Origin of the sequence: Methylomonas koyamae (assembly GCF_019669905.1) — a bacterium.
GTDB classification, from domain to species: domain Bacteria; phylum Pseudomonadota; class Gammaproteobacteria; order Methylococcales; family Methylomonadaceae; genus Methylomonas; species Methylomonas koyamae.
Window position 1 is genome coordinate 4569628 of the sequence record NZ_AP019777.1, and the last position, 18319, is coordinate 4587946.

At 57.6% G+C, this 18319-nt stretch carries 19 protein-coding genes; 6 read left to right on the forward strand and 13 right to left on the reverse strand.

The annotated features are described in order from the left end of the window. Positions 1 to 11 precede the first annotated feature (11 nt). The 4 genes from MKFW12EY_RS20575 to MKFW12EY_RS20590 all read left to right on the forward strand — a co-directional run bounded on the left by MKFW12EY_RS20575 (position 12) and on the right by MKFW12EY_RS20590 (position 4125). Positions 12 to 1697: a hypothetical protein gene (locus MKFW12EY_RS20575; protein WP_221053675.1), complete on the forward strand. Its 1686-nt coding sequence runs from the start codon at positions 12 to 14 to the stop codon at positions 1695 to 1697. A gap of 74 nt (positions 1698 to 1771) precedes the next feature. Then, the gene (locus MKFW12EY_RS20580; RefSeq protein ID WP_054758954.1) at positions 1772 to 2356 is read left to right on the forward strand and encodes a MarR family winged helix-turn-helix transcriptional regulator; all 585 of its coding nucleotides are present in this window, start codon (positions 1772 to 1774) and stop codon (positions 2354 to 2356) included. A 5-nt stretch (positions 2357 to 2361) separates the two neighbouring features. Further along, complete coding sequence (gene ubiK / locus MKFW12EY_RS20585) at positions 2362 to 2613, forward strand: ubiquinone biosynthesis accessory factor UbiK (protein WP_054758874.1); 252 nt, start codon at positions 2362 to 2364, stop codon at positions 2611 to 2613. 3 nt (positions 2614 to 2616) lie between these two features. Further along, positions 2617 to 4125: a YifB family Mg chelatase-like AAA ATPase gene (locus MKFW12EY_RS20590; protein WP_054758872.1), complete on the forward strand. Its 1509-nt coding sequence runs from the start codon at positions 2617 to 2619 to the stop codon at positions 4123 to 4125. Positions 4126 to 4129: 4 nt separating this feature from the next. Here the strand turns inward: MKFW12EY_RS20590 and MKFW12EY_RS20595 are convergent, their stop codons facing one another. From MKFW12EY_RS20595 to MKFW12EY_RS20615, 5 genes are all read right to left on the reverse strand, one after another. Further along, a complete protein-coding gene (locus tag MKFW12EY_RS20595; RefSeq protein ID WP_221053676.1) occupies positions 4130 to 6487 on the reverse strand; it encodes a xanthine dehydrogenase family protein molybdopterin-binding subunit in 2358 nt (785 codons plus the stop codon). Continuing rightward, positions 6484 to 6951, reverse strand: a complete 468-nt coding sequence (locus MKFW12EY_RS20600; protein ID WP_054763734.1) for a (2Fe-2S)-binding protein — start codon at positions 6949 to 6951, stop codon at positions 6484 to 6486. The genes MKFW12EY_RS20595 and MKFW12EY_RS20600 overlap by 4 nt, the downstream gene beginning before the upstream one ends. Before the next feature lie 98 nt (positions 6952 to 7049). Beyond that, entirely contained in the window at positions 7050 to 7844 is a 795-nt protein-coding gene (locus MKFW12EY_RS20605) for an XdhC family protein (RefSeq protein ID WP_221053677.1), read from the reverse strand. Between the two features lie 7 nt (positions 7845 to 7851). After that, positions 7852 to 8475 (reverse strand): nucleotidyltransferase family protein, encoded by a 624-nt coding sequence (locus tag MKFW12EY_RS20610; RefSeq protein WP_342394025.1) that lies wholly within the window; start codon positions 8473 to 8475, stop codon positions 7852 to 7854. 135 nt (positions 8476 to 8610) lie between these two features. After that, positions 8611 to 9213: a peroxiredoxin gene (locus tag MKFW12EY_RS20615; protein WP_054763204.1), complete on the reverse strand. Its 603-nt coding sequence runs from the start codon at positions 9211 to 9213 to the stop codon at positions 8611 to 8613. Between the two features lie 245 nt (positions 9214 to 9458). Here MKFW12EY_RS20615 and MKFW12EY_RS20620 point away from each other — a divergent pair, with 245 nt between their 5' ends. Further along, a complete protein-coding gene (locus tag MKFW12EY_RS20620) occupies positions 9459 to 9971 on the forward strand; it encodes a hypothetical protein (protein ID WP_054763203.1) in 513 nt (170 codons plus the stop codon). Positions 9972 to 9990: 19 nt separating this feature from the next. On the opposite strand, the gene nadC is transcribed toward MKFW12EY_RS20620, so the two are convergent. Further along, positions 9991 to 10818, reverse strand: a complete 828-nt coding sequence (nadC, locus tag MKFW12EY_RS20625) for a carboxylating nicotinate-nucleotide diphosphorylase (protein WP_221053679.1) — start codon at positions 10816 to 10818, stop codon at positions 9991 to 9993. 103 nt (positions 10819 to 10921) lie between these two features. Between nadC and ampD the strand changes: the two genes are divergently transcribed. Further along, positions 10922 to 11494, forward strand: a complete 573-nt coding sequence (gene ampD / locus MKFW12EY_RS20630) for a 1,6-anhydro-N-acetylmuramyl-L-alanine amidase AmpD (RefSeq protein ID WP_221053680.1) — start codon at positions 10922 to 10924, stop codon at positions 11492 to 11494. A 12-nt stretch (positions 11495 to 11506) separates the two neighbouring features. Here ampD and MKFW12EY_RS20635 read toward each other — a convergent pair whose 3' ends face one another. The 7 genes from MKFW12EY_RS20635 to MKFW12EY_RS20665 form a co-directional block, all read right to left on the reverse strand. Continuing rightward, complete coding sequence (locus MKFW12EY_RS20635; RefSeq protein WP_064023083.1) at positions 11507 to 13435, reverse strand: dynamin family protein; 1929 nt, start codon at positions 13433 to 13435, stop codon at positions 11507 to 11509. A gap of 101 nt (positions 13436 to 13536) precedes the next feature. After that, complete coding sequence (gene pyrE, locus MKFW12EY_RS20640) at positions 13537 to 14175, reverse strand: orotate phosphoribosyltransferase (protein ID WP_054763202.1); 639 nt, start codon at positions 14173 to 14175, stop codon at positions 13537 to 13539. 48 nt (positions 14176 to 14223) lie between these two features. Further along, complete coding sequence (gene hemW / locus MKFW12EY_RS20645) at positions 14224 to 15354, reverse strand: radical SAM family heme chaperone HemW (RefSeq protein ID WP_221053681.1); 1131 nt, start codon at positions 15352 to 15354, stop codon at positions 14224 to 14226. Positions 15355 to 15365: 11 nt separating this feature from the next. Further along, the gene (locus MKFW12EY_RS20650; RefSeq protein WP_221053682.1) at positions 15366 to 15806 is read right to left on the reverse strand and encodes a VOC family protein; all 441 of its coding nucleotides are present in this window, start codon (positions 15804 to 15806) and stop codon (positions 15366 to 15368) included. A gap of 71 nt (positions 15807 to 15877) precedes the next feature. After that, positions 15878 to 16963, reverse strand: coding sequence for a protein-glutamate methylesterase/protein-glutamine glutaminase (locus MKFW12EY_RS20655; protein ID WP_064023087.1), 1086 nt, complete (start codon positions 16961 to 16963; stop codon positions 15878 to 15880). Continuing rightward, positions 16960 to 17487 (reverse strand): chemotaxis protein CheD, encoded by a 528-nt coding sequence (locus MKFW12EY_RS20660; protein WP_245006370.1) that lies wholly within the window; start codon positions 17485 to 17487, stop codon positions 16960 to 16962. The genes MKFW12EY_RS20655 and MKFW12EY_RS20660 overlap by 4 nt, the downstream gene beginning before the upstream one ends. After that, entirely contained in the window at positions 17480 to 18319 is an 840-nt protein-coding gene (locus MKFW12EY_RS20665; RefSeq protein WP_221053683.1) for a CheR family methyltransferase, read from the reverse strand. Before MKFW12EY_RS20665 ends, MKFW12EY_RS20660 begins: the two co-directional genes overlap by 8 nt.

An 18319-nucleotide genomic window follows, 5' to 3' on the forward strand; every position in this document is an offset into this window, starting at 1 on the left:
GGAAAACGACGATGGCAATCACTGAAGAAGACCTGCAATTGACGCTGGCTACGCTACAACCGGCGACGGCCGGTTCCGGCGACATGCTGAATCGACTCTGCGTCGTGATCAGCGACGTGCATTTCACCGACGGCACGGTCGGCACCCAAAGCGCCGAAGAAACGGTCTGGGCCGATTTTTTCGCGGACTTGGCCAACACTTGCGATACGCAGCATATAGACCAATTGACGCTGGTATTGGACGGCGACGTGGTGGATATGATCCGCACCTCGGTTTGGGCCGAAGCCGAGGTTTACCCGTGGCAACGCAACGATCCCAAATTTAAGGAGAAATTCAAGCAATGCCTGCACAAGATCATGGACGGGATTCTGTGCCTGCATGACAGACCGCCGAAAAAAGGCGAGCAGTCGGGCGGATTTTTCTACCACCTGAAAGATCTTCCCAAGCAATTGCTCGAGACCAAGAAGACCAAGCTCAAGACCGATACCGATACCGATACCGATACCGATACCGATACCGATACCGATACCGATACCGATACCGATACTACGGCTACGAAGGTAGAAGTTCTGGTATTGCTCGGCAACCACGACAAGGAAATATTCGCCGATCCGGAGGTTCTGCGGCGGTTTTACGAGGACGGCTTGGGCCAGCCGCTTTCCAGTCTGAAACCCGAATATCGGGCCTGGATCGGCAACATGTATTTCGGCGACGCCGACCGTTTCAAGGCAGCCGACAGCGTGCCGTGGCTGCCGTTTTACTGGGGCGACGCCGACCTGCGGCTGTTCCTCACCCATGGCCAATGGCGCGACCGGGCCAATTGCCTGGCCATCGCCGCCGCCGACGGTCTGCCGGGCTGGAACACCAAAGCCGGCTGGGCGGTAAAAACTTGGCAAAAGCTTAATTACCGGCCGTTCACGGAAGCTTGTTTCGGCGACACGGTGGCGGCCGGCGTGCTATCCACCTTCATCTGGCGCAGCAAAACCAAGTTGGCTGAAGCCTTTAACGCAACCGATACAACTGCGCCGGATCTGACCCGCATCAACCGGATTTTGGACGAATTGGATCTTTACCGGCCCAGCTCGGCTGCGGTAAGCCGGATTTTGCACGAAACCGGCCGCTCTTCGACCAACGCCAGAGTTCGCGACATCATCGAAATTCAGCTGTTCCGGGCATTGAAAAACTGGCTAAATTGGGACTATACCTTGGCCAGCGCGCCAAGCTCGCAACGCCTGGGGTTGACGCTAGCCAGGTACTGGTTGAAATTCACCGAATCCTTCCTGATGTACCGCATTCAACTACAGTTCGTACGCGGGGTACTGAAAGTGCTGGACTGGCTGGAACAGATTCGGCCGAGCTCGGTGTACAGCGAGGACGGCGCCAGTTTGAAAAACTTACTGGCTTTCCCGACCTTTCAAGAAGCATTATTGAAACAGGGCTTCCAAATCCACGGCGAGGGACACACCCATATCCCGCTGCAAGCCGAGGCCGACATCGACAGCCCGACGCGCAAAAACTTCACCTACGTCAATTTCGGCGCCTGGCGCGACCAAATCGTCGACAAGGAAAACGGCGGCTACCGCCGGCGCGGCATCGGTCGGGCTCTGTACGTGCTGAACCTGCAGAAACAGTCCGAATACCGCTATTTCGTCCGCGACAACCTGAATTGGAGCGATCGGATGGATACACTCGACTGATTTAAGCCCGATAATCCGCTACAGGCCGGCCGCAGCTCGAGGCGATGCGGCCGGCCTGTGTTAAAATCGGGCCGATGCACGAATTAGAAACCTTCAAGCTGATCGAGCGGATCAGCGCACTGTTGCGTTCCGAAGAACGCCGAAAATACGCAACCATCGGCTTACAACCGGTTCACGGCCAGGTCCTGGAATACTTGGCCCGCTGCAATCGCTACAGCAACACGCACGCGGCGGTTGCCGAATATCTGGGCCTGACCAAGGGCACCGTGTCGCAAAGCATCCAAGTTCTGGAACGCAAACAGTATCTGGAAAAATCGGTCGACACGCTGGACGGCCGCATCTTCCATTTAACCCTGACCGCCGCCGGCAAACGCTTGATCGACGAATTGAAACCGTTGGACATCTTCAAGCAAGCCGAATCGCGCATCAGCCGCCAGGAAGTGGACAGCGTCGGCGAGGCTTTGCAAAATGCGCTAGGCTTATTGCAAAAGGTCAACCAATCCAAAAGTTTCGGTTTATGCCGTTCCTGCCATTATTTCCAAGTGGAACAGCACCATTACCAGTGCGGCTTGACCGAACAACCGTTGGACCGCGATGATACCGACAAGATTTGCCGAGACCACTTACCGACACCCAACCCCTTCATAGACCGAGAGTAATTACCATGTTCGATCCCAAAGCCATTGATAACTTAGCCGAGCGTATCGCCGGCGCCATTCCACCCGGCCTGACCCATCTGAAGGACGACGTCGAAAAAAACGTCCATGCCTTGCTGCAAAGCGGTTTGGCCAAACTGGATCTGGTCAGCCGCGAAGAGTTCGAAGTGCAAAAAGCCGTGTTGGCCAAAACCCGCGCCCGCCTGGAAGAATTGGAAACACGCGTCGCCGCACTGGAACAGCGCCTGTTGCAAGAATAAGTAATGTCGCTGGCCGTGGTTTACAGCCGGGGCCGGTCCGGCATCGATGCGCCGTTGGTTACGGTGGAGGTGCATGTCAGCAACGGCCTGCCGGCGCTGAATATGGTCGGCCTGCCGGAAACCGCGGTGAAGGAAAGTAAGGATAGGGTGCGCGGCGCCATCGTCAATTCGCATTTCGAATTTCCGATCCAGCGCATCACGGTCAATCTGGCGCCGGCCGACTTGCCCAAGGAAGGCGGCCGTTTCGATCTGGCGATTGCGCTGGGAATTTTGGCCGCTTCCGGCCAGATCCCGAAAAATGCGCTGGCCGACTACGAATGCATCGGCGAGCTGTCGCTGGGCGGCGAACTGCGGCCGATACCCGGCGCCTTGCCGGTGGCGATCCATTGCCGCAACGCCCATAGGCAACTGATTCTGCCAGTTGGCTGCGTCGCCGAGGCGGCTTTAATCAAAGATGCCGGATTACTGCCGGCCGGGCATTTGCTGGAGGTTTGCGCGCATTTGTCCGGACACAAACCGATCGAACCGCCCATCCCGAACCCAAATAGCGCGACCGCGGCCTTCAACGTCGACTTCGCCGACGTTCACGGCCAGTACCACGTCAAGCGGGCATTGGAAATTGCCGCCAGCGGCCAACATAATCTGTTGATGCTGGGTCCGCCCGGCACCGGCAAATCCATGCTAGCGGCGCGGCTGCCGACCATTTTGCCGGAACTGAGCGAACAACAGGCCCAGGAAACCGCCGCCATCGCCTCGATCAGCGACCACGGCTTGGATATCCAACGCTGGCGGCAACCGCCGTTTCGGGCGCCGCACCATACCGCTTCGGCTGCAGCCTTGGTTGGCGGCGGCAGCAATCCTAAACCGGGCGAAATCTCGCTATCGCATAACGGCGCGCTGTTTTTGGACGAACTACCCGAATTCGACCGGAAGGTGCTGGAAGTTCTGCGCGAACCGCTGGAAACCGGCCATATCACGATCTCCCGCGCCAACCGCCAAGCCGATTTCCCGGCCCGATTCCAACTGATCGCGGCGATGAATCCCTGCCCGTGCGGCTATCTGGGCGACGCTTCCGGCCGCTGCCGCTGCACTTCGGAGCAAGTCGTCCGCTACCGGGCACGCGTCTCCGGGCCGTTGCTGGATCGGATCGATATGCATCTGGAAGTGCCGAGAGTGTCATTGGAAATGTTGCGCAAAGGCGCGGCGGCAGGCGAGGAACGCAGCGAAACCATCCGCCGCCGAGTAGTCGCGGCCCGACAGATCGCCGCCGCCCGCAGCGGCAAACCGAATGCGGCGCTGACCGCCGCCGAAGTCAAAACCATATGCAAACTGACGGACGCCGGCCACCAATTGCTGGAACAGGCCATGGAGAAATTCGGCCTGTCGCACCGCGCCTACCACCGCATCCTGAAACTGGCGCGCACCATCGCCGACATGGCCGACGCGCCGGCCATCGAAATTCCCCACCTCAGCGAAGCAATCGGTTACCGCAAGCTCGACCGCAACCGCTAGCGCCTCAATCCTTCAGCAACTGGTCGCGAATCGGCAACTGGCGAATACGCTGGCCGGTAGCGGCAAATATCGCATTGCACAAAGCCGGCGCTATCGGCGGCACGCCGGGCTCGCCGACGCCGCCGAGCGGTGCGTCGTATTCCGCCGACGGCAACAAATGCACCCGAATTTCGCGCGGCGCATCGTCGATCCGGGTCAATTGGTAGCTGTGGAAATTGTCCTGCACCACCGCGCCGTCCTTGAAGCTGATCTCGCCCAGCGTCGCCAAGCTGACGCCCATGATGCAAGCTCCCTCCAATTGCGAGCGGATGCGTTCGGGATTGACTTGCGGCCCGCAATCGACGGCGATGTCGACCCGCGGAATGCTGAGTTTACCGCCGGCATCGACGGCAACGTCCACCACCACGGCAACATAGGTGACGAAGCTGTAGTGCGCCGCCAAGCCCAGTCCGCGCCCGGCCTGGGCTTGGCGGCCCCAGCCGGCCTCGCGGGTGGCGGTGTCGATCACCCGGCGCAAGCGGCCGGTATCCAGCGGATACAAAACCGGCGATTCGCCCTGGTTCCACACGTCTTTAAGTTCGCGCGGATCGATTTTCCGAGCCGGGCCGATCAGCTCCAACAAAAAATCGCGGTGGTCGCGTCCGGCCGCAGCGGCCAGTTCGGCGACAAACGATTGAATCGCAAAGGCGCGCGGAATATTGGAAACCGAACGAAACCAGCCGATCCGGGTATGGGCGGCGGCCGGCGGATTTTCGATCCGCAAGTTCGCAATCGCGAACGGATTGTTGATCACGCCCATCCCCAATTCCACCGGCATCTGCTGCTTGCTGTCGGGGCCGAAGGTGGACGAGATCGACGGCGCCGCGGTGCGGTGCAACCAGGCCACGGCTTTACCGGCGGCATCCAGGCCGGCTTCCAGCCGCTCCAACGACACGGTATGAAAATAAGAATGGCGCAAGTCGTCTTCACGGGTCCAGGTCATCTTCACCGGCTTGCCGCGCATCGCTTTAGAGAGCAGCGCCGCTTCGATCACGTAGTCCGGCTTGGACTTGCGGCCGAACCCACCGCCGAGCAGCGTGACGTGCACCGTGACCTTCTCCACCGGCAATTTCAACCATTTGGCGACGCGCTCGCGGGTCAGTTGCGGCGCCTGGGTGCAGGTCCAGACTTCGCAGGTGCCGTCGGCGATACGTACCGTCGCGGCCGGCGGCTCCATCGGCGCCTGAGCCAGATGCGGCGCGTAATATTCGGCGTCCAGGCGTTTGGCCGCGCTTTGCAAAGCGGCATCGACGTCGCCTTCGTTTCGTACCACTTTGCCCGCCGCCCGCGCCGCGGCTTCCAATTCGGCCTTGTACGCCGCCGAATCGTAAGTGGCGTGCGGACCGTGGTCCCATTCGATCTTCAAGGCCTTACGTCCCTGAATCGCCGCCCAAGTGTTGCGGGCAATCACCGCAATCCCGCCCAGCGGATTGAAGTCGGCCGGCAGCGGGCTGCTCGGCAATTCGACGACTTTCACCACGCCCGGTACTCGCAATGCCGCGCTGGCATCGTAACTCGCCACCTTGCCGCCCAACACCGGCGGCCGCGCCGCAACGGCGTAAAGCATATCTTTCAAGCGGACGTCGATACCGTATTGCGCCGTGCCGGCTACGATGTCGCGACCGTCGTACAGGCCTTGCTTGCCCTTGCCGACGTAACGAAACTCCTCTGCGCTTTTCAAACGCAGGCTATCGCGCGCCGGCACCGGCAATTTCGCGGCGGCTTTGGCCAATACGCCGTAATCCAGTTTGCGGCCGCTGGGTATATGCAACACGGCATGCCGTTCGGCCCGCACTTCACTGACAGCCACCCGCCAATGCCGGGCCGCGGCGGTCTCCAGCATCAGTCGGGCGGCAGCGCCAACCCGGCGCATCGGTTGAAAAAAGTGGCGGGTGCTACGCGAACCGTCGGTATCCTGGTTGCCGTAACGCACCTCATCGCCGGGCGCTTGCACGACCTTGACCCGCTCCCAATCCGCTTCCATCTCGTCGGCGACCACCATCGGCAGGCTGGTGCGGATGCCCTGGCCCATTTCGGAGCGGTGACAAACGATGGTCACGGTACCGTCGGCGGCGATCGCGACGAATACCAAAGGATTGTCGACCCAGCCGTGCGGCATCGCATCGGCACCGAATTTCTCGGGTTGAGACGGAGCCGCGGCTTCGTCGGCGCGCAGCACATTCGGCAAACCGACGGCCAGCACAAAACCGGTCAACGCCAGATCCTTCAAAAATTCGCGGCGGCTGATGTTGGCAATTTCTAGGTCGTTGGCGCCGGCCTGACCGAGACCGAGGTTTTCGCTATGTTGCGCCGTCCGCTTCATGATTTCGCCTCCGCTTGACCGGCCGCCTGTTTGATCGCGGCCCGAATGCGCGGATAGGTGCCGCAGCGGCAAATGTTGCCGCTCATGGCTTTATCGATGTCGGCATCGTCGGGTTGCGGCTTTTGTTTCAACAACGCCGTTGCGGCCATGATCTGGCCGGACTGGCAGTAGCCGCATTGCGGCACGCACAGTTCCAGCCAGGTTTCCTGAACTTTCTTGCCGGTAGCGTCCTGGCCGATGGCTTCGATGGTGACGATGGATTTTCCTTCCGCAGCCGAAATCGGCGTTACGCAGGCGCGGGCGGGCTGGCCGTCCAAATGTACGGTGCAGGCTCCGCACATGGCGATGCCGCAGCCGAACTTGGTACCGGTCAAGCCCAATTCGTCGCGTAACAACCACAGTAACGGCGTGTCGGCGGGCAATTGGGTTTTCCGGCGTTTGCCGTTGATGTTGAGTATGGTCATCTGGCACTCCCCTGGTTTATTGGATGCGGTAACTATCGCGGCTGCGCCGGAATTGGCCGTGGATGTTACACGCCGGTTGGCAGCCGGTAAAGACGGCCTCAGGCCGCCGCCGACGGCCGGCTCAGCGGCAAACCGCTACCGCCGCGGCGCACGGCGACCATTTCGCTGATAATCGACAGAGCGATTTCTTCGGGCAGTTTTGCGGCCAAATCCAAACCGGCCGGTGCCCTGATCGTCCCCAATTTAGCTTCGGAAAAACCCTCGGCCGCCAGTCGGTCCAACACTAATTTTGCCCTTTTGCGGCTGGAAATCAGGGCGACGTAACATGCTTCGGAATGCAAAGCTTGGCTCAGCGCATCGTAATCGCCTTTATGGTGGGTAGCGATCACAACGAAATCGCCGGGGCCTGGCTGAAGTTGCTGGTAGCGGACATCGTCGGTAATCAGCTTGGCGGCGGCCGGGAAGCGGGAGCCGGCCGCTTGCGGGTCGTCGACGATCACATCGAAACCAAGCTGGTAGCCAAACTCGCACAGGCTCTCGACGATACGGCCATGCCCCATCAGCCATAACCGGGGCTTAGGCACCACCGGCTCCACGTAGACCCGCATCGCGCCGCCGCAAGGCATGCCGGCGCCGAACACTTCATCGTTCAAATCGATGTCTATCACGCAAGGTTCTCCCGTTTCCAGACAGTCCAGCCCGGCCCGGGCCACCATGGACTGAGCGCAGCCGCCACCGACCCAACCGGCCAATACCTTGCCATTTTGATCCAACAACGCTTTCGCCGCCGGCTTTGCCGACGACGAGCCCAAAATTTCGGTAACGGTGGCCAACACGTAAGGCTGGCGTTGTTCGCGCAACGAAAGTTGCAAATCGAGTATGTCGGGAATCACGCAGTTTTTAAGTTTGGATTAGATCGTCTGGAGTATCGATATCGCGCAGAATACCGGGATCGGCGACTTCGACCAATTGCAATTGCGGTCGGTAGCGCTCGATCACGCTTTTCGCACCGTTATCGCCGTGCAAATCGAGCAAATCGGCAGCCAAGTGCCCGGCAAACCCGACCGGATGGCCGCGCCGGCCTTGCCGGCAGGGTGCGGCGATGGCGGCTCCGTTTCGCAATGCGGCCGCCACCGAATCTATGGTTTGCGGCGCAATCCAAGGCATATCCGCCAACGCCACCAACCACGCCTCGGCGTCGGCGCTGGCCGCAACCGCACATGCCAAACTGGCGCCCATCCCGTTATCGGCGTCTTCGCAGACGATTACCCGGGCTCCGGCCGCCTCCAGCATCGCGGTCACACCGTTGGCTCCGGGGCGTACGACCGCCACCAGCCTGTCCACCGCTTGGGCCAAATTGCGGCAAGCTTGTTCGGCAACCGCAGAACCGTTCGGGAGTCTATAACTGAGCTTATCGCCGCCAAAACGCCGGCTCGCTCCCGCCGCCAGTAGTATTCCGGTAATTTGCGCCATCTGCCGCTTAAGGTCGAGTCGAATCACATGCCATTCGCGGCACCTTAGCATTGGCTTGGCCGGCAGGCAATATTCCGGCTGGGTCCGCCCTGTGCCAATGGTTTACTGCCTCCGCAAATTTTGCCGGGCAAAAAAAAAGGCGTATCGCCGAAACGATACGCCCTGCTTTCCGATGCCGGCTAATGCTTACAGTTTGTCAGCATTTTTGCTCAGGTATTCCGCCACACCCGCTGGGTTGGCATTCATACCGGCGTCGCCTTTGTTCCAACCTGCCGGGCAGACTTCGCCGTGCTCTTCGTGGAATTGCAGCGCATCGACCATACGCAACATCTCGTCGAAGTTACGGCCCAGCGGCAAATCGTTGACGACTTGGTGGCGCACGACGCCGGATTTGTCGATCAGGAAGCTGCCGCGATAGGCTACGCCGCCTTCGGACTCTACGTCGTAGTCTTGGGCAATCGTGTGTTTCAGGTCTGCCGCCAGGGTATAGCGGACCGGGCCGATACCGCCTTGGTTGACCGGTGTGTTACGCCAGGCGTTGTGAGTGAAATGCGAATCGATGGAAACGCCGATCACTTCGACGCCACGGCTTTTGAATTCGTCGATGCGGTGGTCCAACGCGATCAATTCGCTGGGGCAAACGAAAGTAAAATCCAGCGGATAGAAGAAAAGTACCGCATATTTGCCGCGTGTCGCTTCAGAAAAGCTGAAAGAGTCAACAATTTGGCCATCGCCCAACACCGCAGGAACTGTAAAATCAGGGGCTTGCTTACCTACTAAAACGCTCATCGATTTTTCTCCATATTTATTTATAAAACAGAAGGTTAAGACATTTTTTCCGCCTCTGCGAGAAGGCTGAATCCTATTCTACACTAAATTAGTTGGTAATCGCCTAATAATCCCCGCAATTTCCGCTTGCAAGACAGTAAATTTCGCGCTAACGTGTAATCCACGGCTTACATAAATAACAGACGGTCTGCGTACATTGTTATTCCGACTATGCGGGCTGTTGTCAAACACCTGGTTTACGACGTATGGCAAAAGTAAAACACATCACTGAACCCGACGCATTCGGCTTTCAAGTCCGCATCGTCCGCCGCGGCAAAGAAAGCAGCCGTTATTTTTCCCACAAATTGTGGGGCAGCAAAACCAAATCGCTGAAGGCGGCCATTACTTGGCGCGACCAGATGTTGGTGGTGCTGAAAGGCAGTAAAACCCGCTTTCTGAAACCGCCGAAGAATAAAACCACTACCGGCGTAACCGGCGTTTCCAGAACCATTAAATTCGATCACCGCAAGGACAAAAGCTATCTTTGTTACACGGTGTTCTGGGTCAAAGACGGCAAGTCGCGCAACAAGACCTTCCAGGTCGGCAATGTCGAAACGGTGACCGCGGACGACGAATTGCATGCCTTCAGAACCGCTCGCCTGTTCCGCAGTTGCTACGAACACGCCATCGACCACGACGCGGAATTCGACGACAGCAAATTCGCCAACTGGAAAAAATTGCGGCTCTACGAAAACGAGATGCTGAACGCGGTCAACTGACCGCGCCCGCGAGACTGGATCAGCCGATGCGCATATCGATGCGCATCGACAAATCCACAGCTTTGATATTTTTGGTCAACGCGCCGATCGAGATAAAATCCACGCCGGTCTCCGCAATGCTGCGAATGTTGTCCAGCGTAATATTTCCGGACGCCTCCAGTTCGACTCGGCCTCGATTAAGACCCACCGCTTTCACCAAGTCGGCACGACTGAAGTTGTCCAGCATCACCCGATCGGGTTTTGCCGCCAAGGCCTGTTCGAATTCTTCCAGATTCTCGACCTCCACCTCCACCGGCACGTTTGCCAGGCTCCTGGCGGCACGCACGGCGTCGGCGATGGAGCCGGCAGCCAGGATATGGTTTTCCTTGATCAAAACGGCGTCGAACAAGCCGATCCGATGGTTGAAACAACCGCCGCACTGTACCGCGTATTTTTGCGCCAACCGCAATCCCGGCAAGGTTTTACGCGTGTCCAGCACCTTACAGCCAGTACCGGCCACCGCGTTCGCGTATTCGCGGGCGACGCTGGCTGTCGCCGACAGCGTTTGCAGCAAATTCAGCGCTGTGCGCTCCCCAGTTAACAACGCCCTGGCCGGACCGCTCAGACGGCACAACACCGCCTCGGCAGCCAGCCAATCGCCGTCGCCGCACTGCCACTCTATCGCCACTTGCAGGTTGAGCCGTTCGAACACGGCATCGAACCAAGCCGTGCCGCACAACACCATGCCTTCTCGGGTCACAACGGTCGCGCTGGCTTGAATCTGTTCGGGAATGATGTTAGCGGTTAAATCGCCGGCGCCGATATCTTCGGCTAAATAGCGGTCTATCTCTGCGGGGTTGGGTTGCATGGCACGGTTGATTGTCGGAAACGGTGACAGCATTATAAACAAAGCCGGCCGGCCGCGGCTTATCCGGCCGAGTTACAATGGCGCAATTACCGGAGCGAGAACGATGAAAATCCAAGACCATTACCTGGATCGGGCCCACCAAGTCCCGTCGCCCAATTGCGATGACAGGCCGAATCCGCAAGACATCTCGCTGTTGGTAATCCATTGCATCAGCTTGCCGCCGGAACAATTCGGCGGGCCTTGCATCGACCAACTGTTCTGTAACCGGCTCGATCCCGACGCCGATCCCTATTTCCGGGATATTCACCAATTACGGGTGTCGGCTCACCTGCTGATCCGCCGCGACGGCAGCATCCGCCAATACGTTCCGTTCAACCGCCGCGCTTGGCATGCCGGCGTTTCCAACTATCTGGGCCGCGAGCGCTGCAACGATTTCTCGATCGGCATCGAATTGGAGGGCTCCGTGACGCAAGCCTATACCGATGCACAATACCTGCAATTGGCCGAGGCGGTTGCTGCCCTGTTGGCGGCCTATCCCGGATTATCCGCCCAGAGGATAGCCGGCCACAGCGACATCGCCCCGCAGCGCAAGACCGACCCCGGCCCGCTATTCGACTGGCGGCGTTTTCACGATTTGTTGAAATTGCGCGTAGAACCGAGCCAAAACCCGGCATAAAAACAAAACCGGCTAGTCGGCCGGCTCCAAATGCACCGATTTCATGATATCCAGCAACTCCTGGTACTGGGTTTGCAACGGCCCCAGTTCGGCTTCCAGCTGGGCGATACTTTCCGCCAAGCCGCCTTTGGATTCGTTGATCTTGCGCAACATGATCAACCGGCTTTCGATCTGCCGTTTATGGTCTTTGATCTGGTGCATCAACGGCGACAATACGCTGTTGCTCCAGGTTACCGCGTCGCGTTGCGCCTGTTGCAAAATGTTGCGGGCCTTGGCGATCAAGGTGTTGTAAAGCTTATTGACCACGATGCTTTGTTCGGTCATCGTGGTTCTGGCGCTATTGCGGAAGGCTTCGCCTTCCTCGAATATCTGCTCCAACTCGAATTGGTGCTGTTTGATCGAGAACAATTGCGGCTCGATTTCCTTGAAGCCGTATTCGTCCTGGAATTTCTTATGAATAGCCTTGATCAGGCGCCGGGTTTCCTCGGTCAAATCCACCGAATCCTGCAATAAATCGCGCAATTCGTCGAACAACTTGCGCATGTTTTGTTTCATGCCGTAGGTAGTCAGGCTCTTGCTCATGTCTTCCTTGGTACGGCGGATGATTTCGTCGATTTTTTCCTTGGCGAACGAATCGATCAGCATTTTCGCCTGCACGGCAAACACTTTCCGGCTGGCCTGAAAGTTTTCGATATTCGCCATATAGGCGTTTTGCCGGTCGCGGGTTTCCGCCATCAACTTGCCGGTCAATTCCTGGTTCTCGAAATCGACTTGCTTGAATTCTTCCAACTGCTTCTGGGCATGGTTGATCTTGGCCTCCATCAGCTTGACCGACTCGCTGATTAAAAAACCGATTTCCTTGTCCACCACGCCTTTCAGAATATCGCGGCGTTGGTTCAAAATATCTTCGGACAGGTAATTCTCGAGCTGGCGCAAGCGGCTTTTTTCCAACAAGGCCTCGTCGCCTTTGACTTTCGCCAGCAGCGCCTGCTTGGCCGAAACCGGGAAGATCACCTCTTTTTCCAGATTCAGAATCATCGCCGAGGTTTCGATCTGCTTCTGGATCGCCGCTTCGTAGCCGGTTTCGCCGGCCAAGTCGTCCCACATCGAGTCGATCTTATTCATCACCACGGCCAAACCTTGGCGGCGGTTGCCTCGGGAACCGCAGACGTGGCTTTTCCACATTTCCAAATCGCTCTTGGTCACGCCGGTATCGGCCGCCAGCACGAACACGATGGCCTGGGCGCTGGGCAGCATGCTCAAGGTCAACTCCGGCTCGGTACCCAATGCATTAAGGCCCGGAGTGTCCAGAATACACAAACCCTCTTTCAACAAGGGATGCGGAAAACTGATCATGGCGTGGCGCCAGCATGGCACTTCGACGGATTCCGGATTGATGATGCCCTGCTCGGCGGCTTCGCGCTCGTTCCAGAGTCCGAGCTTGTCGGCCATATCCTTGGACACCTTTTTCGTCGCGATCAACTCGCGGAACGCTTCCTGCATCTGGGTCGGCGAGTCGCAATTCAAATCGATCTGGGTCCAGCGATCCGGATTACGCTTGTAATCCATCAGCGAAATGTCTTCCAAGCGGCTTTCGATATTCAACAAACGGATGTAACTGCCGCCTTTTTCGTCCCAAAACAATTCGGTAGGCGACATCGTCGTGCGTCCCGGCGAGGACGGCAGCAAACGCACGCCGGTTTCGGCGAAAAACAACGAGTTGATCAACTCGGTTTTGCCGCGGGAAAACTCGGCGACAAAGGCCAGCGTCACGCGGTCGTTATGCAAGCCCTGCAAAATATTGAGCAAGGTATCGGTACTTTGCGGATCGTTGAAGCGGTAGCGATTGCGCCAGTCGCGATACATCTCGATGCCCTGAATCAGTTGTTCGCGCCAATGCGTGTACTCGTGCAACTGTTCTTTAAATTCCAGATTTCTCATGGCTCGCCTTTGTGCTGACTGTACTCAATATGGGGGCTAATAGTAACGGCTAAGTGTAGACCAATAATCCACAAGCATTAGCCGGTAGCGCGCGTCGCGGCTCAAATTCCGTATTGTTGGCGGTAAGCGCGAATCACCGGCAATTTGTCGGCATAAGCCGGATCTTGAGCGATAAACTCGATGATGTCGGCCAGGCCGATAATCGCCAGTACCGGAATGCCGAATTGGGCCGACACTTCTTGCACCGCCGACAACTCGTTTTGGCCTTTTTCCTGGCGGTCCAGCGCGATCACCACGCCGGCCACGGTCGCGCCGGCGCCGCCGATGATGTCCACCGATTCCCGCACCGACGTGCCGGCGGTGATCACGTCGTCCAGAATCCAGACCTTGCCTTGCAGCGGCGCACCGACCAGCGTGCCGCCCTCGCCATGGTCTTTAGCTTCCTTGCGGTTAAAGGCGAACGGGATGTCGGCTTTCAACCGGGAATAAGCGATCGAAGTCGTGCTGACCAACGGGATGCCCTTATAGGCCGGGCCGTACAGCACATCCACGTCTACGCCGGCATTAATCAAGGTCTGCGCATAGAACTGGCCCAACCGGTCGAGTTGGGCGCCGGTATTGAACAAACCGGTATTGAAAAAGTAAGGGCTGATCCGCCCCGACTTTAATTGAAATTCGCCGAACTTCAGCACCCCGCAATCCAAGGCGTACTGAATGAACTGTTTCTGGTAATCGAGCATGATGGGAATGTTACAAAATCAAATAGGGCTCATTATAACCGTGCCCCTCTAATCGATGAATTTTTCTAGGACCAGATCCAACAAATCCCAGCCCCGCTCGGTGCAGGTATAGTGCGTTTGTTGCCGGCTCAACAAGCCTTGCTCCAAGCAAATGGCCAAACCGGGCTGCAGACTGGACTCCGCCAAACCGGTTGCGGCATGAAATTGCGCCAAATCGAAGCCGGCCTTCAAGCGCAATTGGTTCATCAAAAACTCCAACGGCAATTGTGCTACCGGAATCGGCTCCGGTTTTGCCGCCCATCCGCCGCGCAAATAGTGCTCGGGGCTTTTCGGCTTGACGGTACGCACGATATCGCCCGGCAAAGTCCGACTGATTTTGCCGTGGGCGCCGGCACCGATACCCAGGTAATCGCCGAATTGCCAATAGTTTTTGTTATGCCGGGATTCCCGGCCGGATTTGGCGTAAGCAGAAACTTCATATTGACGAAAGCCGTGGCCGGCCAATAATTGCTGGCAACGTTTCTGCGCAGCGAATATGGCATCGCCATCCGGCAAGCTGGGCGGAAATTTATGGAAGTAGGTATTGGGCTCCAGCGTCAACTGGTAGAACGAGATATGTGTCGGCGCTAGATCGATCGCAGTTTGCACATCGGCCAGCATCTGTTCGGGACTTTGTTCCGGCAAACCGAACATCAGATCCAGATTGAAGTTGTCGAATCCGGCCTTTACTGCAATCTCCGCCGCCGCAACGGCTTCATTGGCGGAATGCACCCGCCCCAGGATTTGCAAATGCCGATCCGAAAAACTCTGGATGCCGATGGACAAGCGATTGATGCCCAAAGCGCGGAATTCGGCAAATTTGGCGCTCTCGAAAGTTCCGGGATTCGCTTCCAGCGTGATCTCGCAATCGGCTGCCAACTCCACCATCTGTGTTATCCCGGCAAACAAACGGCTTAGCGCATCCGGCGAAAACAAGCTAGGGGTGCCGCCGCCCATGAAAATACTGCCGATTTGGCGCGGCGTCGGCAGCAAACTCAAGTCCGACCGCAAATCGGCCAGCAAGGCATCGATATAAAGTTGCTCCGGAATCGGTTCCTTAACGGCGTGGGAATTGAAGTCGCAGTAAGGGCATTTGCGGATGCACCACGGAAAATGAATGTACAGGCTTAACGGAAGCAAAGCGCTATGCCTTACCAGACGCCGGTATTCGCCATAGAGGCCCAAGGCTCTTGCGGTGCCAACGCCGCGCCTTTTTGCAGCAATTCGATGGAAATTTGGTCCGGCGAACGAATGAAAGCCATATGGCCGTCGCGCGGCGGCCGATTGATGGTAACGCCTTGGTCCGCCAATTTTTGGCAAATTGCGTAGATGTCGTCCACTTCGAACGCCAGATGGCCGAAATTCCGGCCGCCGCTGTAATTTTCAGGATCCCAGTTGTAAGTAAGCTCGAGCAGCGGCGCATCGTTCGCGGCGGCGCTCTGCCGATCTAACGCTGCCGCCAAATACACCAGGGTAAAGCGCCCGGCTTCGCTATCCATGCGCCGAACTTCGGCCAGACCCAGTTTGTTGCAGTAAAAATCCAGCGATTCGGCGAGATCTTTCACCCGCACCATCGTATGTAAATAACGCATGATTGCCGTCCCGGAAACAAAACGCCAATTATGACCGAGACCGCGGCGCAGTTTGCTTTTTTTGCACGCAATTACTTGCCGTACTGCTCGATCAGGCCGGCAATCGCCTGCAACGGCAGCTCCTGTTGCACTGCACCCAGTTTTACCGCTTCCTTGGGCATGCCATACACCACGCAGGTTTTTTCGTCCTGGCCGGCAGTGCGAGCCCCGGCCGCGTACATTTCTTTCAAACCGCGCGCGCCGTCGTCGCCCATCCCGGTCATGATGATGCCTAACGCATTCTTGCCGGCCCATTTCGCCACCGACCGGAACAGCACGTCCACCGACGGCCGGTGCCGGTTTACCAACGGGCCGTCCTGCACTTCCACCACGTATTGCGCGCCGCTGCGCTTTACCGTCATATGTTTGCCGCCCGGTGCGATCAAGGCGCGGCCCGGTATCACCCGGTCGCCGCTGACCGCCTCCTTGACTTCGATTTCGCAGATGCTGTTCAAGCGGGCGGCAAAGGCGCCGGTGAACTTCTCCGGCATATGCTGCACGATGACAATACCCGGTGCGATCCGGGACAACTGGGTCAACACCACCTCTAAAGCCTGAGTGCCGCCGGTCGACGTGCCGATAGCCACCAAGCGGTCGGTGGTCGCGGCCATCGCCGAGGCCTGAAGGGTGCCGGCCGCGGCGGGAGCCGGCTCAAACGGTTTCGCCGGCCGAGCGTGAACCGCCATGGTCATGGCCTTCATCCGCCGCATATCGGTCATTGCCGCCGCTTTCACCGCATGCACGATGTCGCCGCTATCGTCCTCCAAAAAGGCTTTCAAGCCGGCCTTGGGCTTGGTAACAATGCCTGTAGCGCCGGCCGCCAAGGCCTGCATCGTGGTTTCGGCGCCTTTTTCGGTCAGAGTCGAGCAAATAACTACCGGCGTCGGCCGCACCGACATGATTTTCTTCAGGAAGGTAATACCATCCATCCGCGGCATTTCCACATCCAACACGACCACATCCGGCCAATCCTGATTCATTCTGGCCATCGCAAAGATAGGGTCGGATACCGAACCGATAACTTGGATGTCGGCCGACTTGTTTAACAATTGGGTCAACACTTGGCGCACCACCGCCGAATCGTCGACCACCAGCACTCTGATTTTTTTTTCGCTCATGCCTGTATCCGCTCCAACCCCTTCGAAACGTGCCGCATCCAGACGTGGCCACTCCACAAATCGAAAATCACATTCCGGTGGCCGGTACCGCCCAAGTGTTCGGCTTTAAGTTTGAAACCGTGATGGGCCAGCAACTCTCTGCCGGCTATCACATTACTATCCGGTACACTGATCCGGTCGGACTTGGATTGTCCAGGAAACTGGTCCCCGCCGCCGAACATTTTCACTTCGTAATCTTTCGGCGAAGTGTTGGATTTACGTAGCTCCTGCATGAACATCAACAGGGCTTCATCCGCATAGCGTCCGTCGAATTGCGTTGCCCGCTGCCGGCGCCGGCTCCCCGGCAACATGAAATGGCACATGCCGCCGATATAAAGCGACGGATGCCACAACGTAATCGCCACGCACGAGCCCAAAACCGTCCGGATCCGAGTCTCTCTGTCGCCGAAATAAAGCTCTCCCGGTTGCAAAAATATCTCCAGAAACAACTCCGGCTTGTTCATGCCGTACCCGTAATCAAGCATCCACCGGCTTGCGGTAGATCGATGGCGTAATGATCTGCAAATCGGTCTTCATGCCGTTTAACGACTCCGAGTGGCTGACGAAGAAGTAGCCGCCCGGCAGCAAGTACTTGGTGATACGCTCCAGCAGCCGCTGCTTGGTTTCCATATCGAAGTAAATCATAACGTTGCGCAGAAAAATCACGTCGAACATGTCCAAGTTAGGCAGATTACCGATCAAATTGGCGTAAATAAACTTAACATGCTTGCGCAAGGCCGGATCGATCAAAAAATAGCCGTCGAACTCGCCGGTACCCTTCAAGCAATACTTTTTCAATAGCGCTTGCGGGATTTTTTCCGCCCCATGGCTCGGATACAGGCCACGCCGGGCCTTCTCCAAGATACGGTTGGAAATGTCGGTTCCGACAATCTCCCATTGGCCGAACCGAGATTGGTTGGCCAGTAGCATCGCCAGGGTATAAGCCTCTTCGCCGCTGGAACTTGCCGCACTCCAAACCCGAAATGTCCGGCGAGGCGACTGTTGCGGCAGAACGTGCTGGGTCAGAAAATCGAAATGCTTGGGTTCGCGAAAAAAATAGGTTTCGTTGGTGGTCAATAAATCGATCGCCATCGTGGTTTCGTTTTCGAAACCGGGCCGGCCGAACAAGCGGAAATACTCGGTATAGCTGTCCAAGCCATGGTGTCGCAGCCGTTTCTCCAAACGCCCCACCACCATGGCCTGCTTGCTATCGTTGAGAACGATCCCGGCGCGTTTGTACAAAAAATCCTTGATCCAGGCAAATTCATGCTGGTGTAAGACAGGTGCCGAGCCGCTAACGTGGTTAATGGCCACCAT

Bases quoted from the DNA above. Each gene is read 5' to 3' on its own strand.
- MKFW12EY_RS20595 (WP_221053676.1), bottom strand. From the start codon at position 6,487: ATGAAGCGGACGGCGCAACATAGCGAAAACCTCGGTCTCGGTCAGGCC.
- MKFW12EY_RS20590 (WP_054758872.1), top strand. From the start codon at position 2,617: ATGTCGCTGGCCGTGGTTTACAGCCGGGGCCGGTCCGGCATCGATGCG.
- MKFW12EY_RS20615 (WP_054763204.1), bottom strand. From the start codon at position 9,213: ATGAGCGTTTTAGTAGGTAAGCAAGCCCCTGATTTTACAGTTCCTGCG.
- ubiK (WP_054758874.1), top strand. From the start codon at position 2,362: ATGTTCGATCCCAAAGCCATTGATAACTTAGCCGAGCGTATCGCCGGC.
- MKFW12EY_RS20660 (WP_245006370.1), bottom strand. From the start codon at position 17,487: ATGCTTGATTACGGGTACGGCATGAACAAGCCGGAGTTGTTTCTGGAG.
- MKFW12EY_RS20575 (WP_221053675.1), top strand. From the start codon at position 12: ATGGCAATCACTGAAGAAGACCTGCAATTGACGCTGGCTACGCTACAA.
- MKFW12EY_RS20610 (WP_342394025.1), bottom strand. From the start codon at position 8,475: ATGCTAAGGTGCCGCGAATGGCATGTGATTCGACTCGACCTTAAGCGG.
- MKFW12EY_RS20655 (WP_064023087.1), bottom strand. From the start codon at position 16,963: ATGAGCGAAAAAAAAATCAGAGTGCTGGTGGTCGACGATTCGGCGGTG.
- MKFW12EY_RS20580 (WP_054758954.1), top strand. From the start codon at position 1,772: ATGCACGAATTAGAAACCTTCAAGCTGATCGAGCGGATCAGCGCACTG.
- nadC (WP_221053679.1), bottom strand. From the start codon at position 10,818: ATGCAACCCAACCCCGCAGAGATAGACCGCTATTTAGCCGAAGATATC.
- MKFW12EY_RS20635 (WP_064023083.1), bottom strand. From the start codon at position 13,435: ATGAGAAATCTGGAATTTAAAGAACAGTTGCACGAGTACACGCATTGG.
- MKFW12EY_RS20620 (WP_054763203.1), top strand. From the start codon at position 9,459: ATGGCAAAAGTAAAACACATCACTGAACCCGACGCATTCGGCTTTCAA.
- MKFW12EY_RS20650 (WP_221053682.1), bottom strand. From the start codon at position 15,806: ATGCGTTATTTACATACGATGGTGCGGGTGAAAGATCTCGCCGAATCG.
- pyrE (WP_054763202.1), bottom strand. From the start codon at position 14,175: ATGCTCGATTACCAGAAACAGTTCATTCAGTACGCCTTGGATTGCGGG.
- MKFW12EY_RS20665 (WP_221053683.1), bottom strand. From the start codon at position 18,319: ATGGTGGCCATTAACCACGTTAGCGGCTCGGCACCTGTCTTACACCAG.
- ampD (WP_221053680.1), top strand. From the start codon at position 10,922: ATGAAAATCCAAGACCATTACCTGGATCGGGCCCACCAAGTCCCGTCG.
- MKFW12EY_RS20600 (WP_054763734.1), bottom strand. From the start codon at position 6,951: ATGACCATACTCAACATCAACGGCAAACGCCGGAAAACCCAATTGCCC.